We start from the raw sequence: 18,895 nt of genomic DNA, 5'->3' as shown, positions 1-18,895 counted from the left end.
CTGTTCTATAGGTAACTAACAAATTCATAGTGGCGACGCTGGGCGTCTTTTTGGGTTTCGTTTTTTGCAAAAATTTGTTTGTCTGGCTTTTAGCTCACAAGTTAAACTCTACTCGAACTATCATAGTTGCAAATAAGCAAGTCGTTTAAGTATAAAACACTTATAGCGCTCATCTCCGCTTCGGGCAGTGTCTCCACACCCGATCGAAACCTCGAACTTTGCAAGCTGCAGTGAGAATGCTCATTTTTTATAAGAAAGCCCTATTAGCTCACAAGTTAAACTCTGTTCAAACTATCACATTTGCAAGTAAGCAAATTATTTAGGCATTAAACACTTATAGTGTCCATCTACTAATTTTATAAACCACTAAAGATCATAAAAGCTTGCAGAGCAGGCTAAAAGCTGGTAGCAACTTCTATCTACCGATTTTATAAACCACTAAAAATCAGCGTTCTATAAAATCGGTAATAGGTTTGAAGAGCGGCCTAAAGCTTGAGGCTGTAGAGGCTACCAACTATTTATGAAATCCCAACCTGGTCTGATTGCTCGCCAAAAAGCGGGTCACATAATCTTTAGACCGTACACAGGCTTTGTGTAGCGGGTATTGTAGGGCAATGTGAGCGGCTAGTGCCGAAGAAAAGACACAGCCTGATCCGTGTTTGCCTGCTACGTTGGTACGCTTGGGGTTGAAGGCATACACTTTTTGCTGTTGACTAAACAAAAAATCTTTGCCCAACGCCTCGGTGTTATGCCCACCTTTGAGGTATACATGGCAAAACTGGCTCAGGTAATGTGCGCCCGCTTTGGCATCTTTCACCCCCGATAGTTGCTGTACTTCTTCCCAATTGGGAGTCAGCAAAAACAAGTGAGGCAGCAAAGCTTCCAGTTGTTGTTTTGCTACCTCTGAATGAAACACAAAGCCAGCACTTGCTTTAAGCACCGGATCGCACACAATTTTTATTTGTGGATTGTGTTCTCTCAAAATGGCTACTATTTGCTGTAGCACGTCAAAGCTCTCTACCAAACCTATTTTTGCCACTTTAAAGCGAAAGCGCGCCCCCAAAGTGACCAATTGAGCTTTTATGTCTTCTATGGCTACCCAGTTGGCTTTTTCAAACGCTACATCATTTTGTACTGTCAATGAGGTACACACCGCCATTCCCAGGGTTTTGTGTGACTCAAAGGTTTTGACATCGGCAAGAATACCGGCTCCTCCGCTAGGGTCAAACCCGGCAATGCTTAAAATATTTGGTCTTTCTTTTCCCATGCTGCTTTTAACTCCATAAATACCGCGATTGCCTGAGCAGGCTTTTCCCAAACAGTACCCAATACCGCCGCGCCGTCAAATCCCATGCGTTTGACTTGGTCTATCTTATCTAAAGAGATGCCACCCAACGCAATAAGCTGGGTAGCACTCTTGTATTTTTCTATACTCTTCAAATCAGCAAAATTACTTTTGTAGCCTGCCTTCGAAATGCTGTCGAACACTGGGCTCAAAAATACATAGTTGTAAGGTACCTCCAGGGTTTCTAACTCTTTGAGCTGATGTTTGGAACCACTCACCGTCATTGCTTGTTGCTTTGCCTTGTCATACCAATTCGTAAGTTGATCACTGTGGCTTTTGACATAATGCCCGGTAAAGTGAATACCTCGCAAATTGTATTTTTCGGCAAGTGCATAATGATGGTGCAACACTACCCGGTCGCGAAACTTAGGTTCAATCGCTTGAATCAAAGCCTCCGTGTCGTATATCGAGTAGGTTGGCTTGCGCAAATGAAATACTTCCAGCCCGTGCTCAAACAAGGCACCAATGATGCTTGCTTCGTTGAGTTCTTGTTGCGGGCTAGAGATTACAATAATGTTCATTTAAGTTTTTTAGTCGGTAGTCGGTAGTTGGGAGTCCATAGTCCATAGTCCATAGTCCATAGTCCATAGTCCATAGTCCATAGTCCATAGTCCATAGTCCATAGTCCATAGTCCATAGTGGCGACGCTAGGCGTCTTTGGGAGTTTCGTTTTTTTGCAAAAAATATAAACCCGCAAAAACCTACACTTTGCGCTGTGCAAAACAGCCTCAAACTTGAAGCACTGATGTGCATCGGTATCTAAGGACTTGAGGCTATTGACTCCTGTCTCCCAACTCCTGACTAAATAAACCCTCAAAACCTGCACTTTATTCTTTACAGAACAACCCCAGGCTACACAAACTTCTATCTACCGATTTTATAAACAGCTAATAATCAGCAATCTATAAAATCGGCGACAGGCTTGCAAACCAGCCTAAAGCTAATGGCTAATAGCTTTAGGCTGTAGAAGCTACCGACTCCTATCTCCCAACTCCTGACTAAAGTTAGCTATAAATCTCGCTGCCTTTTTCTTTAAACTCGTTCGACTTTTCAGCCATCCCTTTGTTTAAAGCTTCTTCGGTTTCGAGGTTGTTTTTCTTGGCAAATTCGCGTACCTCTTGAGTAATTTTCATTGAACAGAAGTGGGGACCACACATAGAACAGAAATGGGCCACTTTGGCACCTTCTGCAGGCAGGGTTTCGTCGTGAAACTCGCGCGCAGTGTCAGGGTCAAGCGATAGGTTAAACTGGTCGTTCCAACGGAACTCAAAACGGGCTTTGCTCAAAGCATTGTCCCGAATCTGTGCCCCCGGATGTCCTTTGCCCAAATCGGCAGCGTGGGCAGCCAGTTTATACGTAATTACCCCAGTTTTTACATCTTGTTTGTTAGGCAAGCCCAAATGCTCTTTAGGAGTTACATAACACAACATAGCCGTACCATACCAGCCAATGTTTGCCGCACCAATGGCCGACGTAATGTGGTCATAGCCAGGAGCAATGTCAGTAGTCAAAGGGCCTAAAGTATAGAAAGGCGCCTCAAAACAATCTTTCAGCTGCTTGTCCATATTCTCTTTGATCAAGTGCAATGGTACGTGTCCAGGTCCTTCAATCATTACCTGTACGTCGTGCTCCCAGGCAATTTTGGTAAGTTCACCCAAAGTTTGCAACTCGGCAAATTGTGCCTCGTCGTTGGCATCAGCAATGCTCCCCGGACGCAAACCGTCTCCCAAAGAAAATGACACGTCGTAGGCTTTCATGATCTCACATATTTCTTCAAAATGTGTATACAAGAAGCTTTCTTTGTGGTGTGCCAGGCACCATTTAGCCATGATAGATCCTCCACGCGATACAATACCTGTTACCCTATTAGCAGTCATTGGTATATAACGCAACAATACCCCGGCGTGAATAGTAAAGTAATCTACTCCTTGCTCGGCTTGTTCGATCAAAGTATCGCGGAAAATCTCCCAGGTAAGGTCTTCAGCTTTGCCATTTACCTTTTCTAATGCCTGATAAATGGGTACAGTGCCAATGGGCACTGGCGAGTTTCTGATAATCCATTCACGGGTTTCATGAATGTTTTTACCCGTTGATAAGTCCATTACATTATCAGCTCCCCAACGGCACGCCCATACCGCTTTTTCTACTTCTTCTTCTATGCTTGAAGTAACAGCCGAGTTTCCGATATTGGCATTTATTTTCACTAAAAAGTTGCGTCCAATAATCATTGGCTCACTTTCGGGGTGGTTGATATTAGATGGAATGATGGCACGCCCAGCGGCTACTTCCTGACGAACAAACTCAGGGGTGACGTGATTTTTTGGGGTAAATGCGCCAAAGCTATTGCCCGCGTGTTGGTGTCCTTTATCGTTGAGCTCGTCTATTCGTCGGTTTTCGCGAATGGCGATGTACTCCATTTCGGGGGTAATAATGCCTTTGCGGGCATAATGCATTTGGGTGACATTCTTGCCTTTTTTGGCACGGTAAGGCTTGGCCAGGTGCTCAAAACGAAGCGAATCTAAAGAGGAGTCATTGAGGCGTTCTTGTCCATAGCTCGACGTGATGTTTTCCAGTTGTTCTACATCACCTCTCTCTACAATCCATTTTTCGCGCAAGCGCTTCAAGCCTTTTTTTACATCAATTTCCACATTGGAATCAGTATAAGGGCCACTTGTATCATACACGGTCACTGGGGCATTGGGTTCTTTTTCGCCTGTCATCTGGTGTATGGTATCCTCTAGTTCTATCTCACGCATAGCCACTTCTATGTCGTGAATTTCACCTTTTACATATATTTTCTTAGAAGCAGGAAAAGGGTCTCTGCTTATCACATTTTGATTTGGAACACGATCTTGCTTTTTCATATATCTAGTATTTTTTAGTTGATAGTCGGTAGCTACTACAGCCTCAAGTTTTAAGCGACAAGTCCTTAGATACCGATGTATATCGGTGCTTCAAGTTGACAGCTACTTTTTAAGCAAACTACCCATTTTATAATACATTGATTTTTAATAACTTATAAAACCCATGGATGGAAGCCCTTACAGGGAAAAGCTTCAAGTCTTTAGATACCGAAGCGGTGCGACAAGCCTAAATCTTTATACCCTGCCCCTATAAGAGCACCTAACAAACATATAACACACTTATTTTCAAGTAGTTATATATTTATTAGTGAGAAGTGTTTAGTCGACAGGTAATAGCCGCTTTAAGCAAACACTCATTCTATTTACTGCTGATAATCAACGGATTGTACTACTTTAGCATTCAATAAAATCACCCTCCTGCCGATGCCTTGATTAACAATACTTTGTCGGCATTTTTGAGATCATAACTTGCCCATTGGTGTTGAGGCACTACAGCATTGTTCACGGCTATAGCCACGCCTTTGTGTCGGGGCAAATCCAGCACTTCGAGCACTTCATCGATGGTTTTTGACGCATCGAAACTATAGGTATTTTGATTGATGTGTATTTCCATTTTTTTTAAGCTATAAGTGACCAGCCTCTAAACGCCAAGGCGTATTGCTGCCACAAATTTATATCTTATGATGAGCTCAGAGGAATACGATTGTTTTTGAACAGTACTTGGGGAAAAAAATGAGGAAATACCAGGGAAAGTGTTAAGGTATATATACAACCTCCCTAAAGAATAGTAGTATTTTGTTCACTTTTCCCTCCGGTAGTATAAACTACATCAGGTTCAAAGGGTATTGTCTCAGTCCTGCAAAATAAAATAACTACTTCACAGAACACCCCTAAAGCTTTGGCAAGCTATCAAAATTACGGCATTTATCCAAAAAATAGGCTTTAAGTCAACCATGCTAAGTTTTTGACTGCTGGTCATTCATCATTTTTTGAGTTGCCTTTAAGCTTGTATGTCAACTTATCAGCTTGAGAAAAGGCAAGCGAACAATACTGCCTTGTCATAAAAAACACTTCCTGATTATAGAATTTATTTGGCAAATCTTGTAGCTTGAGCATCATCAAAATCTTATTAATAAAAAAAAACAATTATGAGCAATCAACGGTTTGAATACGCCAGTGTAGAATGGCTTTGGGACTCTAGCAACCTTCGTTGTAATTTGCCTAATGGCGAGGAGTTTACCCGCACGGGTACCTATGGCGAGGTAGTGACAATGCTTACTGAGTTGGGAAGTGAAGGATGGGAGGTAGCTTCTTGTGTGGCTAATAGCAATTGGCTATACTGGACTTTGAAAAGAGTGATTTATTAGTTACTGATGTTACGCAGTAATTTCCAAGTCTGCTTATTTATATTGTTTGATAGCTTTATTGTTTTATGGTTGCGCGATGCGTAGCCCAATCATTTAGCAATAAAGCCACATAACCATTAAAATAAGTAGGTCTACGTAACTTCAGTTAGTTAGTAAGTAGCAGCAAGTAATTAGCTACAAGTAAGGGTAACCCATTCATAATATGGCTGTTACACCTACTCATTAGGTATATTTAATTCTGCCTCAATAGTTACTTACCAAAAATTCATCACAAAACTCTTTTCAAAAACGAAAAATTCAGTTTACTAAGCAGACCCGCGAACTCCCAACTTCCTTGGTCTGCTTATTTCTTTAGCAAAGAAACAAAGCCGAAACTGAACTCCAGTTACCCAAAGTAGTGTTAGCCTTTGGTAATACTTATTTTAATTTTGTTTACCAATCACCTCATACGCAAACATAATGAAGAACATATATCTTTGCCTGCCCATACTGGCAATAGTAGCTTTGATGGTTGCTTGCCAGCCTCAATCCCAGCAAAACGAAGCCTCTCAGGCAGATACAACTGTACCTAAAAAAACCACCCAGATTGCCTTGCCCAAGGTAGACACGCCCACCGACACACTCCATGTGGCTTTTTTGATTATGGATGGTACTTTTAACACCGAACTCACTGCACCTATAGATATGTTTCAACATACTATTTTTCACGCCAAACCTGGAATGAGGGTGTTTACTATAGCCAAAAGCAAAGCAGCCATTACTACTTTCGAGGGGGTAAAAATATTGCCAGACTATAGCTATACCAAAGACAAACTACCTAAAATAGATGTGTTGGTAGTGCCCAGTGCTGAGCACCACCTAGACACCGACCTGAAAGATACTACTATGATCAACTTTGTAAAAAAAGTAGACAAAGAGGCGCGCTATGTCACATCGCATTGCGACGGGGCTTTTGTACTGGCGCAAGCCGGTTTGCTCGACAATGTGGCATCTACTACGTTTCCGGGGGACGTGGAGAAATACCGTCAACGCTTTCCAAAGCTCAACATATTAGACAAGGTGTGGTTTGTACACGACGGCAAATATATTACTTCTGCTGGAGGAGCCCGCTCGTTTGAAGCAGCCTTGTATTTGGTGCAGTTGCTCTACGGAAAAAAAGCCGCTGATGGGGTTGCCAAAGGGTTGGTGCTCAAATGGGACATCAACCAAGTACCTTTTGTCATTGCCAACCAAGGCAAGAAAATAGTCAATCGTCAAGGAGTCAATTTTTAGATAAGTTACCGTTTAGATGGTGCTAAGTACACTGCTTATTTAGATATATCAGGCAAAGCCTTGGCAATGATTGGGCTCCAGTAATACACTTTTTTTGAGTAATTTACTGGCGCTTGTGGCTTGAAACTAATGGCTCGCTACTATTTAAAAACAAAAAATCTATAATCGGCTTTTTTAATTATCCGCGAACCTTCGTTAATTGCAACTCAATTGAATCTGTAGTTTTAACTTCTAACTTGACAGTACAATGAAATTTCAAGCTGAAATAGATATTATGCCTCGCACCGAGATATTAGACCCTCAGGGAAAAGCCGTAAAACTGGGCTTGGGTAATTTGGGTATCAACAATGTAAATGATATTAGAGTGGGCAAGCACATTGTGATGAACCTTGAGGCAGAAAACCTGGAAGAGGCTAAGCAAAAGACCGAAACAGCTTGCAAAAAATTACTCGCCAATATGATTGTAGAGGAATATACTTATAAAATCAATCTGGAGATTTAAGCATACCATTGGCTCAAAATTACTGCAAAGCCCCACTTGTGCGCACAAGTGGGGCTTTTGTTATTTACTCTTGGGCAGCTTACGCAAACTTATTTTGCCATAACGATAGGTATAATTATCTAAGCTTCCCTTTCTTATTTCAACCATAATGGTTTGATCGTCTAGCCAATAACTCCGCCAAGGGGAGCCTACATCAATATTTAAACTAAACACCTTGGTCAATTGTGTAGCGGTTGCCTGCCATAGCTCTACACCCAAAAAATTGTGATAAGTTCCTGCATCATAAGGTGTTGTAAAAGCATATAACTTGTTGGGCGATATTTGAGGAACACCATTGAGGTGAGTGTCTTTGCCTGTTTTGCCCGAAACCATCAAGTAATCAGCCCCCTCCCAGTTTTGCCTAAAAAACACAAAGTAAGGATGATCGTTGAGCTGTATGATTTCTCGGAAATAATGAAAATTACTCGCCTCTCCATAAGTCATGTTATCAACCAGGCGAAACTGTTTACGAGTACCAAAGGCAAACCGTTTGCCCATTTTTTTTCTACCTTCTACCATTTCACTTACTACAGGGAAAACCTGAATAAAGGCTTTATGCTTTTTTAACTGCGAGGCTTCCAGCGTATCGGCACAGTCTACAGCAGGGTATTTTTTAACAGGAATACTCACACATAATTGGTGGTACTTTTGACTGGTAGGATTGCTGTATCTAAAATTTTGCTCAAAAGCAGGCTTGGAAACTTCACTAAAAGTAAACTCATAACCTGCCGCCTTTAAAGTAGTGTCTAAGCTTGATATACTGAGTCTTTCTGTTTTTGAGAGTCTGGTGGTATCCTCCATTTTAGCCTTGGCAATAGAGTCTACCGTTTTTTTACTGTTCGCCCCTATCGAGTCAAACTTATGGGTAACGGCAGGGGTATCGTGGTTATTTTCTTTTTTACTATCGGCACAAGCCACCATACATAAGCATAAAGCTAAAGCACTTATTATTCGTTTCATAAATTTGGTTAGAGGTTTTCTAAAAAAGGAAATCACATCACTTTAGCATCTCGCAAAATATAAATCAAGTGGTCGGCATTGTCAGGGTTGAGCTCCAACCTGCCTCTAAAGGTGACTTTACCCGATTTATCGGCTTTAATTTTTTGCTTGGTATATACCTCCATCACAGTTTCGGGGCCAGCTCCTCCACAAAAAAAACAACTCGCTACTGGCAAAGCCGATATAATGGCAAAGTCGCCATCGCCGTATAAATCTACTGGTATAAGGTAACCTTTGATGGTGATTTGCTTGCCGTTGAGGGCTTGTATTTCTTTAGTAAATTTGGGCACATAGGCATTTGCCTTTGTTTTCTGGTCATACTTTTTTACCCACTTTACCTTCATCAGCACCTTCCATAAGTTAGTCGCAGGTATACACCCAACGCCTACTATTGTCAACAGGCACACTAATACAATCCACTGTTTTTTCATAACCATTGCATTTACTTCTCGCTAATGTTTAGCTTGCTACTTCCCAAAGTTTCGCCTCCAGTCATTGCCTCAAAGATATGTGTACCTGCTTCAAACTCTTTTTTTGGGGTGTAAACAAATCGTTTAGTCATGCGCTTTTTCTTGTAGGCGAGGGTGGTAATAAGTACACGTTCTATCTCTGTGTCTTTTTTGACCTTGTTGTACTTGTAACGCAAATGAAAAATCTTGATCAAGCGATCTATTTGTTGGTGAGCCTTGTTAGGAAACACAAAAAAGGTAAGGTTCACCTGTTTGTTTCCTTTTTTTTCGGCGGCCATTTGCACATGTACCGGAAGCGAACTACTTACTTTGTTTTCGAGATTGCTTACCCTTTCACTCAGGTAGGTTTTGTCGGCCAACAGCAAAGAGTTTTCGTTTTTTAACTGATTCAACACCAACAGTATACTACTGTCAACTACATTGCGGGGCGCATTGACATACCGCTCCTTTACCTCTGCTACACTTTTCCGCAGCTTTACAATCTTAGAGTTAAGGTCGGTAATACGTCTTAGGTTAATGTTGTGCTCCCGCTTGAGGGTTTGTACATTTTTGAGCAGTTTTTGTTTTTCAACCTTGAGCCCTTTCAAAGCATTGATCGCCTCTACCAATTCTTGCTTGCGCTTGCTATTTTTGGTAGTTAGCCCTTTTACCTGGGTTTCGCGCTCCTGAATCACCCTATCAAGCTGCCCTATTTCTTTGCGTAGGGTAGCTTCGCTCTCAGTGAGTAAACTCTTTTTTTCGCGGTCGTTGCCGTTCATCAACACAACATAAGCCAAAATCAACACCAATAATGTAATAATCATTAGGTAGACAATGCGCTCATTTTTCACCGTGTGTAGTTCTTTGCTCATGCTAAATGTCTGATTTTGTTTTCTTTCTATCTTCAACAATCCTCAACTCAGTTACCGCTTTTTGTTGGGCATTGCGTTGTATTGCCATTACGCGGGGTTGCCTGTAACCCAATATTTTAAGACGTGTAAGATAACTTGCCAACGACAGGGTGTCTTGCACTTTAGTGTCTTTATAGCGGTAAAAAACCAGAATGCCATCACTTTCGCAACGCGAAATAATCTTATTTGCAAAACGATCTTTTTCTTGTGCAGACAAATTGGCGGTGGCTACCTTGTTAAAGTAATTTTGCAATACCAACTTAAGGTTTTCCGTTTTAAACACTTTCTTGGTTGGCTGTGACGCCCGTAAGTAGACAGGCTTCAGGGTAAAGAAAATCAACATTAGCATTAAAACAAAGCTTGCTGCAAACACATATAGTTTTAATTTTTTTTCCACGAAAAAGCTATTTTATTTTTGTTGTCACTTGTTTTATAAAAATAATATTTTTTCAAGTACTTTTCAAGCATCTCTTTGCTTAAGTAAAACAGAAAAAATAAAGTAATCCCAAAGAAGGCAGTATCTGTTTGTTTCGCCTTGAGGAATCTCTAATTGCACGATAAAAAAAACATTTACATAGCCTTAGCTATGGAAGTCCCTTACAGGGTAAATTTTTGAAGAAGTACAATGGATTAGCTGCGCAGAGCTTGAACTTCGTTCTGCGGTTAGGTTATTTTTGTAGTTTTACCAAAGTACTGCCCTTCAGTTCATTTTATAAAACAGTTCAATTAACCATTTGCAAATTTACTAATGATTTTAAATAATAACCGGGTTATGAAGTGTAAAATCACTCAAAAAAGCACGTCTACTCTACATTTACAGTTTTACTTGCCAACACCATTCCATCTACCTCTGCTTCAAACACGTGGGTTCCCTTTGCAAAGGGCTTGCGGTTATTGTATTTGACCGATTTATTCAATCGCTTTTGCTTACGGTAAGGAATTGTAGTAATCAAGCGACGCTTCATCTGGGTTTTGTTGTTTTCGTATTTATACAACAAATGGTATACTTTGATCAACTTGTTCTCAGGCTTTCTGATAGGGTTGGGTAAGATGGTAAAATAGAGCTGTATATAACGGCTCAACTTACTGTAACGCAACTTGGAGGCATCGCTAAACACCTCTATCCTTAAGGGGGGGGATGACAACAAACGTCTGCGTTTTTCCAGTACTTTGAGTTGGTTGCTTAGGTTTTGCTGTTTTTGTTGGCTTTGGCGTACCTGTTGTTTTAACTGAGTGTTTTGCTGCCTCATACGGTTTGTTTGCAAACTACCTTGTTTTTTTACTGAGTCTATCTTACCTCTAATCAAGCGGGGAATGCTTTTTTTTACTGCTTGTAAATTATTTTTCGCGGTGAGCAATTCTTTATTTAAGCGAAGTATTTTTTCGGTATTGACTACTTTTTCTTCTTTGAACACTCCTATATCTTTCAAGTGTTGCTTAATGATTTTTCGTTGTATTTTCAGTTTTTTAAGTTCCCGCTCCAGTTGAAGCCGGGTATTTTTCAACACTATGTCTTTGCTATGGGCTACCTGGTCTATTTCTATTTCTTTGCGCTTAATCTGGTGATTTAATTGTTTGAGTTCTTGTTGTAATTGTTCTGACCTTTGGTTGAGCACTTCGGTTTTTATATGGGTGTTTTTGCTGGAGTAATAAATATATGCTATAATGCCCAACAACACAACAATGGTTACGAGGTAAATCAAGCGCTCTGTACGACTCACTGTTTTTAAGTCACTCATGGGGCATAATTGTAATTTGGTGTTTATTGGCAATCAAAGGATAAGGTTACCCCAAATTACCAATATTTTTAATGGAGGCTTCATTTTTCCCTGTTTTTCTGGCAATGGCTATTGTTCGGAAAAAAAATAGTCTGACGTTTCTGTCAAAAAGTTTAGGATTTGACCCAAAAAATCTAATTTTGAAAAAAACTTGTAGAGCTTATTTAAATTTTCGGTCATAGGAGATTTTATGATGAGTTTTTAGATTAGATGCGTCAAACCAAGCGTAAGTGAGCTCTGTTTCTCCTTTGAAAATTAGCATTTAAACTAATTTTGAAGAACCGATGGCTAGAGCTATGCTCTGCCGAGTTTCTAAATCCCGAACTTGATTCGGGGCTCTTCGAAGCTACGCTTTGACAATATAATAATCAGAAAAATCACATAAAAGATCTAATTAATGAACCGAGCTTTAGCGAGCTCAGCCTTTTCGGCTAATTTTAAACAAGCTCTAATGCCTGCTTTGTGGGCAATACCCTAAGAAATAACGCAACACACGATGAATTACTCTGATAAACAAGAAACTGACCCTGAGTTGGTAGACAATCTTCTAAGCGAACTTAAAAAAAAATATAGCCTCACCGGACAAAGTCTGACCGACAATCTCGAAGGTTTGCTGCACGCCAATTACCTAAAATACTGGAACTACGTCCACCTAGACACCCTATTGAGCCTGCAAAACCCTCGCACTGACTTTCCTGATGAAATGATTTTTATTGTGTATCATCAGGTCACCGAACTTTATTTTAAACTGATACTGAGCGAAATAGAGCAAATTGCCACTGAAGAAAATATTACTGCCGATTTTTTTACTACCAAACTCAAGCGTATCAATTTATTCTTCCAAATCCTTACATTTAGTTATGATACAATGATTGAGGGAATGGATGTAAAACAATTTCGTCAGTTTAGAATGGCACTACTGCCTGCCAGTGGTTTTCAGTCGGCGCAAATACGCAAAATAGAGATCTGGGCAACCGATTTTATCAACCTTGTCAACAAAAAACACAAAAATAGCTTTGCACCTAATGATGAAATTAGTGATATGTTTCAGTACATTTATTGGAAAGCTGGAGCTACTGACGACACTACTGGCGAAGAAACAATTACCTCTAAGCACTTTCAGGAAAAATACAAAACCGACTTTATTCTACTGGGCGAAGCCACCCGCACCAGTAACCTGTGGCAAATCTACCTCAAACTTGTAGCACAGCCAGCAACCACCGACACGCAAAAAGAGCAGATGAAAGAAGCCTTGCGTAAATTTGACACCCTCATGAATGTAGATTGGCGCCTGGCACACTTTAAGTCGGCAGTGCGTTACCTCAAAAACGGTGATGGTACCATAGATGCTACCGGGGGTACCAATTGGCAAAAATACCTCCCTCCCCGTTTTCAAAAGGTGATATTCTACCCTGAACTGTGGGTGGAAAACGAAATAAACGAGTGGGGCAAAAAATGGGTAGATAAACAATAGTAATTTTTAACTCTGAAGACACACTGGAAACAAATGTCAGGAATGAATGTACCTGCGGCATTCATTCCTGCTTTATATTTAAACCACATGTAATTTTATGTTTACAGGAATCATAGAAACACTGGGAGAAGTAAAGGCCATCGAAAACGAAGGCTCTAACTACATTTTTACCCTGCACAGTACTTTTACATCTGAGCTAAAAATAGATCAAAGTGTAGCCCACAACGGGGTTTGCCTTACAGTAACCGACATAGAGGGTGACCTGTATAAAGTAACAGCAATTGACGAAACTTTGCAAAAAACCAACCTTGGGCAATGGAAAGTAGGCACTTTGGTAAACCTGGAACGCAGTATGCTAATGAACGCCCGCCTGGATGGGCACATTGTACAAGGGCACGTAGACAAAGTGGGTACTTGCGTGCAAAAAGAAGAGAAAGATGGCAGCTGGGTGTTTACCTTTGAGTACCCCAAAAGCGAAGATGCTTCTTATCAGGTAACTGTAGAGAAAGGTTCTATTTGTATCAATGGAGTAAGCCTGACAGTATTTAACTCAAAAGATACGGGGTTTTCGGTAGCCATTATTCCGTATACCTACGAACACACCAACTTTAAAACCCTGGAACCAAACCATCAGGTAAACCTGGAGTTTGATATTATAGGAAAGTACGTACAACGACTGGTGTCGCAATATAGCCAGTAACACTGTTATAAATTGATGGTTTTTTTGTATGTTTAGACAACTAATCAATCCCCTTATTTACTGTTTACCTAATTAAACCCCCTACTTGCTTATGAATTGCATGATTGTAGATGATGAAGACATTTCGCGTAAAGTAGTAGAGCATTTTGTCGAAAAAACAGACTCGCTTACCCTAAAGCATTTGTGCGATAATGCGATTGATGCTATCAATATATTAAAGAAAGACAAATCGGTTGATATTCTCTTTTTGGACGTAGAAATGCCCGAAATGACTGGTCTTGAACTCGTTGCAGCCCTTAAGTCTACCTCTATATGCATTGTACTTATTACCTCTAAGATGGAGTATGCTGTAGAAGCATTTGAATACAATGTGACTGACTATATCATCAAACCAATCAACTACCCTCGTTTTCTTAAAGCAGTAGCCAGGGTAGAAGAACAGCTCCAGGGTCAATCACAAAGCGGCAATGACACAGAGCTATCGGCACTTTTTGTAAAAACCGATTATAAGATAGTGAAGATAGAACTTGAAGAAGTAAGTTATATTGAAGCGCTGTCTGATTATGTTATTATTTACTGTGGCGACAAGAAATATGTGGTACACTCTACCATGAAGGGGATTGAGAAGAAACTGGCTCCGGCAAAAAACTTTTTAAGGGTGCACCGTTCATACATAGTTAACAAACAGCACATAGAGTCTATACAAGATTTATATGTAGAGATTGGGGGCAAATCTATTCCTATAGGCAGGTCTTACAAAAACAACTTTATCAAAAATCTTAACATATTGTAGCTCATACCTTTACAGTCAAACCTGAGCGCTGGTACTAAAAAATAATGCCTTGCAGATTTTCAAAAACTTGCAAGGCATTGTCTTTTATAATATACCGGGAAACTCTTATGCAGAATAGCCCCATCGAGCTTTGGTTTTTACTGCTTACGCTCTATAGATTTGAGGGCTGCATCTACAATATGCTGCGCCGACAAACCGTACTTTTCCATTAAGTCTTCAGGTTTACCGCTTTCGCCAAACTGATCGTTTACCCCTACCATTTCGAGTGGTGCAGGATAATTTCTTGCCAATGTTTGAGCAATGCTATCGCCCAAACCTCCATTGAGTTGGTGCTCTTCGGCACTTACTGCTGCCCCGGTTTTCTTTACCGAAGCAATGATGGCTTTTATGTCTAGCGGCTTGATTGTATGAATATTGATAATTTCGGCATTGATGCCTTTTTCGGCCAGTATTTCGCCCGCCTGGATTGCCTTCCATACCAAATGACCAGTAGCAAAAATAGATACATCATTGCCTTCGTTGAGCATCAAGGCTTTGCCTATCTCAAATGGAGCATCAGGAGCTATAAATGCAGGTACTTTGGGGCGTCCAAACCTCAGGTATACAGGTCCTTCATGATCGGCAATGGCAATAGTAGCTGCCTTGGTTTGGTTATAGTCACAAGGGTTGATAACGGTCATGTGAGGCAACATTTTCATCATCCCAATATCTTCTAATATTTGGTGGGTTGCTCCATCTTCGCCCAATGTAATGCCCGCGTGCGACGCACATATTTTCACATTCTTTTCCGAATAAGCAATCGACTGGCGTATTTGGTCGTAAACTCTTCCGGTAGAAAAATTAGCAAATGTACCTGTATAAGGAATTTGCCCTCCAATGGTCAATCCGGCGGCTACCCCCATCATGTTGGCTTCTGCGATGCCTACCTGAAAGAAACGCTCAGGAAAGTCTTTTTTAAATTGCCCCATTTTTAGCGATCCGGTAAGGTCGGCACACAACGCCACTACCTTGGGGTTTTTCTTACCCAACTCGCTCAAACCATCTCCGAAACCAGAACGGGTATCGGCAGTCTTTAGAATTTCAAACTTTTTCATGGACACTAATTGCTCTTCATTAAAAGTAATGTTGAAGTAGTATTCAGATGTAAGAGCTTGTTTAAATTTTCGTTTACAGGAGATTTTATGATGAATTTTTGGATTAGATGCGTCAAACCGAGCTTTAGCGAGCTCTGTTTCACCTTTGAAAATTGGCATTTAAACTAATTTTGAAGAACCGATGGCTAGAGCTATGCTCTGCCGAGCTCTGCGAAGCTAAATTTGACAATATATAATCAGAAAAATCGCATAAAAGACCTAATCAATGAACCGAGCTTTAGCGAGCTCAGCCTTTTCGGCTAATTTTAAACAAGCTCTAAGACAACAATATTTTAAGCTATTGTCCCGTAACGAAGTGCAAGTATAAAAAATATTGTGGAGAGGTCTGTCCGATTTACACATTTTTATACACATCTGTCAATTAGAGTCTACCAACTTCGGGTAACAAAATTGCCCTATTACTGGCTTTAGCTTTAGCAAAACTTTTATCCCAACTAAAGCTTTTTTAACTTTAGAAGTTGTTGTTTTGAAGGTTGTAAAACTCTATTTTTCATTTTTTTATATCAAACCTATGCGCTATACTTTGTTAGACGAGTCTTTGTATTTCCCTCCGGTACACTACGCCGACGAACACGGCATACTGGCGTTTGGCGGAGACTTGTCGGTAGAAAGGCTACTGCTGGCTTATCAGTCAGGAATTTTTCCCTGGTATAGTGAAGAAGACCCTACTATTATGTGGTGGGCACCTGACCCCCGTTTTGTGCTATACCCCACCCAACTCAGGGTGTCTAAAAGCATGCGACAAGTACTGAGAAAAGGGCTGTTTGAGGTAACATTTGACCAAAGGTTTAAAGAAGTAATGATTGCCTGCCAACAAATAAAACGTACAGGACAACAAGGCACCTGGATCACCGAGGATATGCTGGAAGGGTATTGCCAGTTGCACGCCCAAGGGTTTGCCCACTCGGTAGAGGTATGGCAACAAGGGCAACTGGTAGGTGGACTGTATGGAGTATCGCTGGGGCATTGTTTTTTCGGCGAATCTATGTTTAGCAAGGCAAGTAATGCCTCAAAAGCTGGTTTTATTACAATGGTTCAAAAGCTTCAGCTATTAGGTATAAAATTGATTGATTGCCAGGTATATACCCAACATTTAGAGAGCCTTGGTGCCGAAGAAATACCCCGCGATGAGTACATGGCTCAACTTAAGCAGCACTTACAAAACCCTACCCACCAAGGCAACTGGCAAACGTTGCTTGCTTCTTTAAAAGATAATAGTTAGACTTAAAAAGATCGTATCAAAGGATTTTTATTACATTTGTAATTTACACAAAACATATTTAACAACATACTCCAGACATTATGCAGTAGGCAACCACCCCATATAGTAACAAAAATGACAACCCAAGAACTAGATTTTGAAAAAATACAACAATGGTGGGATGATTTGGATCAGGAGTGGCAAAAGGTTTTTTTGATTAATTACATATTTAAAACAAGGTTATCGGAGAGCAAAATTATAGGTTTGGCCGCCTCGCGCGAAAACTATTATTACGCTCCTGAAAAAATCTATCGTGTGTTTTTCAAAGAAGAGTTTGACCCTGCCAAAGTCCGTATCAACGGCAAATTTTTCCGTGTATTAGTATCGCTCGAAGAGATTATCTGCCACAACAGCAAGATTACCTCATTGGCACCGCTTACAGCATTGCCTCACCTCAAAACGCTGCTTTGCCATAATACCAAAATTACCTCGCTGTCGCCATTAATGACCCTGCCCAAACTACGTAGCCTCGACTGCTCGCGTACCCTTGTGTCAGACCTGGCACCAGTAAGCACCCTGCACGAACTACAAATGTTGCTTTGCTCTGATACCCTTGTCAAAGACCTCACTCCTTTGCAGTTCCTTACCCAACTTCAGTTTTTGTGGATGGTAAACACTCGTGTTAAGAGTTTGTCGCCCATAAAAAACCTGACCAGGCTCAAGCAAATCAACTTTTCGTTTACCGATATAGACTCGCTGGTTCCACTTAAAAAGTTGCAAAAACTAGAGGTGCTTAAGTGCGGGGTAACTCCTACTTCTGACTTGAGTCCTTTACAGGAACTGAAGGGTTTGCAAAAAATATTTTTTTGGGGTACTCCTGTTACAAGTTTAGAGGCACTGGCAAACTTGCAACAACTAAAAATGATCAACATGCCTTATTGTAAAAATATACCATTCAAGGCAGTAGAAAAATTTAAAGATAAACACCCTCACTGTAGGGTAGTGGCTTAATTTATTACCAATGAAAAAACTAATCTTATCAAGCATGTTTGCGCTGGCAATGCTGGGCAGCTGCAACCAAAAACAATTGGCTAAACAAAAAGCCGAAGCAGACAAAGCGCGCGAAATAGCAGAAAAACAAACGCTAAGGGCAAAAAAAATGGCTGAGCTGGCTAAGGCTGCCGAGCTAAACGCCCTAAAACGACTACAAATAGCCGAAAGAGCAAGGCAAGAGGCATTGATAGCCGCCCAAAAAGCTAAAATGGCTCAACAACAGTGTGAAGCTCAAAACAGGTTATTAGAGGGAAGAATACACAAATTAGAGAAGAAGAAGAAATAGGTTATAGGCAATGAAGGGTCAATGTTGAGTGACCAACCTCAAATACTTAAGCTATTATAGAGGCGACGGGACAAAGTTTTTAGTCTCTGGCTACCCCCTACATAGACAAACTAACAAATTCATAAACTACTTATTTTTATAGGGTGTCTTACGCCGTTGCTTGTGTCTTCACAAGCAACCAAAAGACAGTGCTTCATTCAGAACAACCCTCTACGCTCGTTTTTCAGAATACTGAAAAATGCCCTCAGGTGCTGGAATCAGGGTCGGTTGTTAAAAGCCTTCCGCAGAAGGCTTGGATGAATGGAAGTCTCCAAACTTACTTGGGTAGCAAAACCTCTCAAAATACTAAGGGGCACCAAGCGATGAAATTTACTACACTAGGGCAACCATAAAGGATTGCCCCTACAAAAGGCATTTGAATGGGTTTTGACGCTGCTCTTACGCCGTTGCTTGTGTCTTCACAAGCAACCAAAAGAGTGCTTCATTCAGAACAACCCTCTACGCTCGTTTTTCAGAATACTGAAAAACGCCCTCAGGTGCTGGAATCAGGGTCGGTTGTTAAAAGCCTTCCGCAGAAGGCTTGGATGAATGGAAGTCTCCAAATTTACTTGAGTAGCAAAACCTCTCAAAATACTAAGGGGCACCAAGCGATGAAATTTACTACACTAGGGCAACCATAAAGGATTGCCTCTACAAAAGGCATTTGAA

At 40.8% G+C, this 18,895-nt stretch carries 19 protein-coding genes and 1 riboswitch; of the genes, 9 read left to right on the top strand and 10 right to left on the bottom strand.

Annotated elements, in window-relative coordinates; genetic code table 11:
* Positions 1 to 514: 514 nt before the first annotated feature.
* From M23134_RS13845 to thiS, 4 genes are all read right to left on the bottom strand, one after another.
* On the bottom strand, positions 515 to 1,267 hold the full coding sequence (locus M23134_RS13845; RefSeq protein WP_002697094.1) for a hydroxymethylpyrimidine/phosphomethylpyrimidine kinase: 753 nt from the start codon (positions 1,265 to 1,267) through the stop codon (positions 515 to 517).
* Positions 1,240 to 1,866: a thiamine phosphate synthase gene (locus M23134_RS13840; RefSeq protein ID WP_002697092.1), complete on the bottom strand. Its 627-nt coding sequence runs from the start codon at positions 1,864 to 1,866 to the stop codon at positions 1,240 to 1,242. Before M23134_RS13840 ends, M23134_RS13845 begins: the two co-directional genes overlap by 28 nt.
* Positions 1,867 to 2,349: 483 nt before the next feature.
* The gene (gene thiC / locus M23134_RS13835; protein ID WP_002697088.1) at positions 2,350 to 4,209 is read right to left on the bottom strand and encodes a phosphomethylpyrimidine synthase ThiC; all 1,860 of its coding nucleotides are present in this window, start codon (positions 4,207 to 4,209) and stop codon (positions 2,350 to 2,352) included.
* A 409-nt stretch (positions 4,210 to 4,618) separates the two neighbouring features.
* Complete coding sequence (thiS, locus tag M23134_RS13830; RefSeq protein ID WP_002697086.1) at positions 4,619 to 4,822, bottom strand: sulfur carrier protein ThiS; 204 nt, start codon at positions 4,820 to 4,822, stop codon at positions 4,619 to 4,621.
* A gap of 176 nt (positions 4,823 to 4,998) precedes the next feature.
* Positions 4,999 to 5,111, bottom strand: a riboswitch (TPP riboswitch).
* Positions 5,112 to 5,357: 246 nt separating this feature from the next.
* Here thiS and M23134_RS13825 point away from each other — a divergent pair.
* The 3 genes from M23134_RS13825 (at position 5,358) to purS (ending at position 7,350) form a co-directional block, all read left to right on the top strand.
* Positions 5,358 to 5,576 carry a hypothetical protein gene (locus tag M23134_RS13825; RefSeq protein ID WP_002697082.1) on the top strand — a complete coding sequence of 73 codons (219 nt, stop codon included), beginning with the start codon at positions 5,358 to 5,360 and terminating at the stop codon, positions 5,574 to 5,576.
* A 459-nt stretch (positions 5,577 to 6,035) separates the two neighbouring features.
* Positions 6,036 to 6,848, top strand: a complete 813-nt coding sequence (locus M23134_RS13820; protein ID WP_045113561.1) for a DJ-1/PfpI family protein — start codon at positions 6,036 to 6,038, stop codon at positions 6,846 to 6,848.
* A gap of 247 nt (positions 6,849 to 7,095) precedes the next feature.
* Positions 7,096 to 7,350 carry a phosphoribosylformylglycinamidine synthase subunit PurS gene (gene purS / locus M23134_RS13815; protein ID WP_002697078.1) on the top strand — a complete coding sequence of 85 codons (255 nt, stop codon included), beginning with the start codon at positions 7,096 to 7,098 and terminating at the stop codon, positions 7,348 to 7,350.
* A 60-nt stretch (positions 7,351 to 7,410) separates the two neighbouring features.
* Here purS and M23134_RS13810 read toward each other — a convergent pair whose 3' ends face one another.
* The 5 genes from M23134_RS13810 to M23134_RS13790 all read right to left on the bottom strand — a co-directional run bounded on the left by M23134_RS13810 (position 7,411) and on the right by M23134_RS13790 (position 11,487).
* A complete protein-coding gene (locus tag M23134_RS13810; protein ID WP_157558479.1) occupies positions 7,411 to 8,349 on the bottom strand; it encodes a hypothetical protein in 939 nt (312 codons plus the stop codon).
* Between the two features lie 32 nt (positions 8,350 to 8,381).
* Positions 8,382 to 8,819 carry a hypothetical protein gene (locus M23134_RS13805; protein WP_045113560.1) on the bottom strand — a complete coding sequence of 146 codons (438 nt, stop codon included), beginning with the start codon at positions 8,817 to 8,819 and terminating at the stop codon, positions 8,382 to 8,384.
* Positions 8,820 to 8,830: 11 nt separating this feature from the next.
* Positions 8,831 to 9,709, bottom strand: a complete 879-nt coding sequence (locus tag M23134_RS13800) for a hypothetical protein (RefSeq protein ID WP_002697071.1) — start codon at positions 9,707 to 9,709, stop codon at positions 8,831 to 8,833.
* Between the two features lies 1 nt (position 9,710).
* On the bottom strand, positions 9,711 to 10,145 hold the full coding sequence (locus M23134_RS13795; RefSeq protein ID WP_045113559.1) for a hypothetical protein: 435 nt from the start codon (positions 10,143 to 10,145) through the stop codon (positions 9,711 to 9,713).
* A gap of 406 nt (positions 10,146 to 10,551) precedes the next feature.
* Positions 10,552 to 11,487, bottom strand: coding sequence for a hypothetical protein (locus M23134_RS13790; protein WP_002697065.1), 936 nt, complete (start codon positions 11,485 to 11,487; stop codon positions 10,552 to 10,554).
* A 535-nt stretch (positions 11,488 to 12,022) separates the two neighbouring features.
* Between M23134_RS13790 and M23134_RS13785 the strand changes: the two genes are divergently transcribed.
* The 3 genes from M23134_RS13785 (at position 12,023) to M23134_RS13775 (ending at position 14,493) form a co-directional block, all read left to right on the top strand.
* Positions 12,023 to 13,000 carry a tryptophan 2,3-dioxygenase family protein gene (locus M23134_RS13785; RefSeq protein ID WP_002697064.1) on the top strand — a complete coding sequence of 326 codons (978 nt, stop codon included), beginning with the start codon at positions 12,023 to 12,025 and terminating at the stop codon, positions 12,998 to 13,000.
* 97 nt (positions 13,001 to 13,097) lie between these two features.
* Positions 13,098 to 13,700, top strand: a complete 603-nt coding sequence (locus tag M23134_RS13780; protein ID WP_002697061.1) for a riboflavin synthase — start codon at positions 13,098 to 13,100, stop codon at positions 13,698 to 13,700.
* 91 nt (positions 13,701 to 13,791) lie between these two features.
* Positions 13,792 to 14,493: a LytR/AlgR family response regulator transcription factor gene (locus tag M23134_RS13775; RefSeq protein ID WP_045113558.1), complete on the top strand. Its 702-nt coding sequence runs from the start codon at positions 13,792 to 13,794 to the stop codon at positions 14,491 to 14,493.
* Positions 14,494 to 14,630: 137 nt separating this feature from the next.
* Here the strand turns inward: M23134_RS13775 and M23134_RS13770 are convergent, their stop codons facing one another.
* Positions 14,631 to 15,587, bottom strand: coding sequence for a transketolase family protein (locus tag M23134_RS13770; RefSeq protein WP_002697056.1), 957 nt, complete (start codon positions 15,585 to 15,587; stop codon positions 14,631 to 14,633).
* A gap of 571 nt (positions 15,588 to 16,158) precedes the next feature.
* Here M23134_RS13770 and aat point away from each other — a divergent pair.
* The 3 genes from aat to M23134_RS38080 all read left to right on the top strand — a co-directional run bounded on the left by aat (position 16,159) and on the right by M23134_RS38080 (position 18,187).
* Positions 16,159 to 16,869 carry a leucyl/phenylalanyl-tRNA--protein transferase gene (gene aat / locus M23134_RS13765; RefSeq protein WP_045113557.1) on the top strand — a complete coding sequence of 237 codons (711 nt, stop codon included), beginning with the start codon at positions 16,159 to 16,161 and terminating at the stop codon, positions 16,867 to 16,869.
* A 114-nt stretch (positions 16,870 to 16,983) separates the two neighbouring features.
* Positions 16,984 to 17,859, top strand: a complete 876-nt coding sequence (locus M23134_RS13760) for a leucine-rich repeat domain-containing protein (protein ID WP_002697052.1) — start codon at positions 16,984 to 16,986, stop codon at positions 17,857 to 17,859.
* A gap of 10 nt (positions 17,860 to 17,869) precedes the next feature.
* A complete protein-coding gene (locus M23134_RS38080; protein WP_157558478.1) occupies positions 17,870 to 18,187 on the top strand; it encodes a hypothetical protein in 318 nt (105 codons plus the stop codon).
* Positions 18,188 to 18,895: the final 708 nt, after the last annotated feature.

Source organism: Microscilla marina ATCC 23134 (genome assembly GCF_000169175.1).
Lineage (GTDB): Bacteria > Bacteroidota > Bacteroidia > Cytophagales > Microscillaceae > Microscilla > Microscilla marina.
Note: the sequence above shows the minus strand (reverse complement) of the source record. Positions and strands in the feature narration are given on the sequence as shown.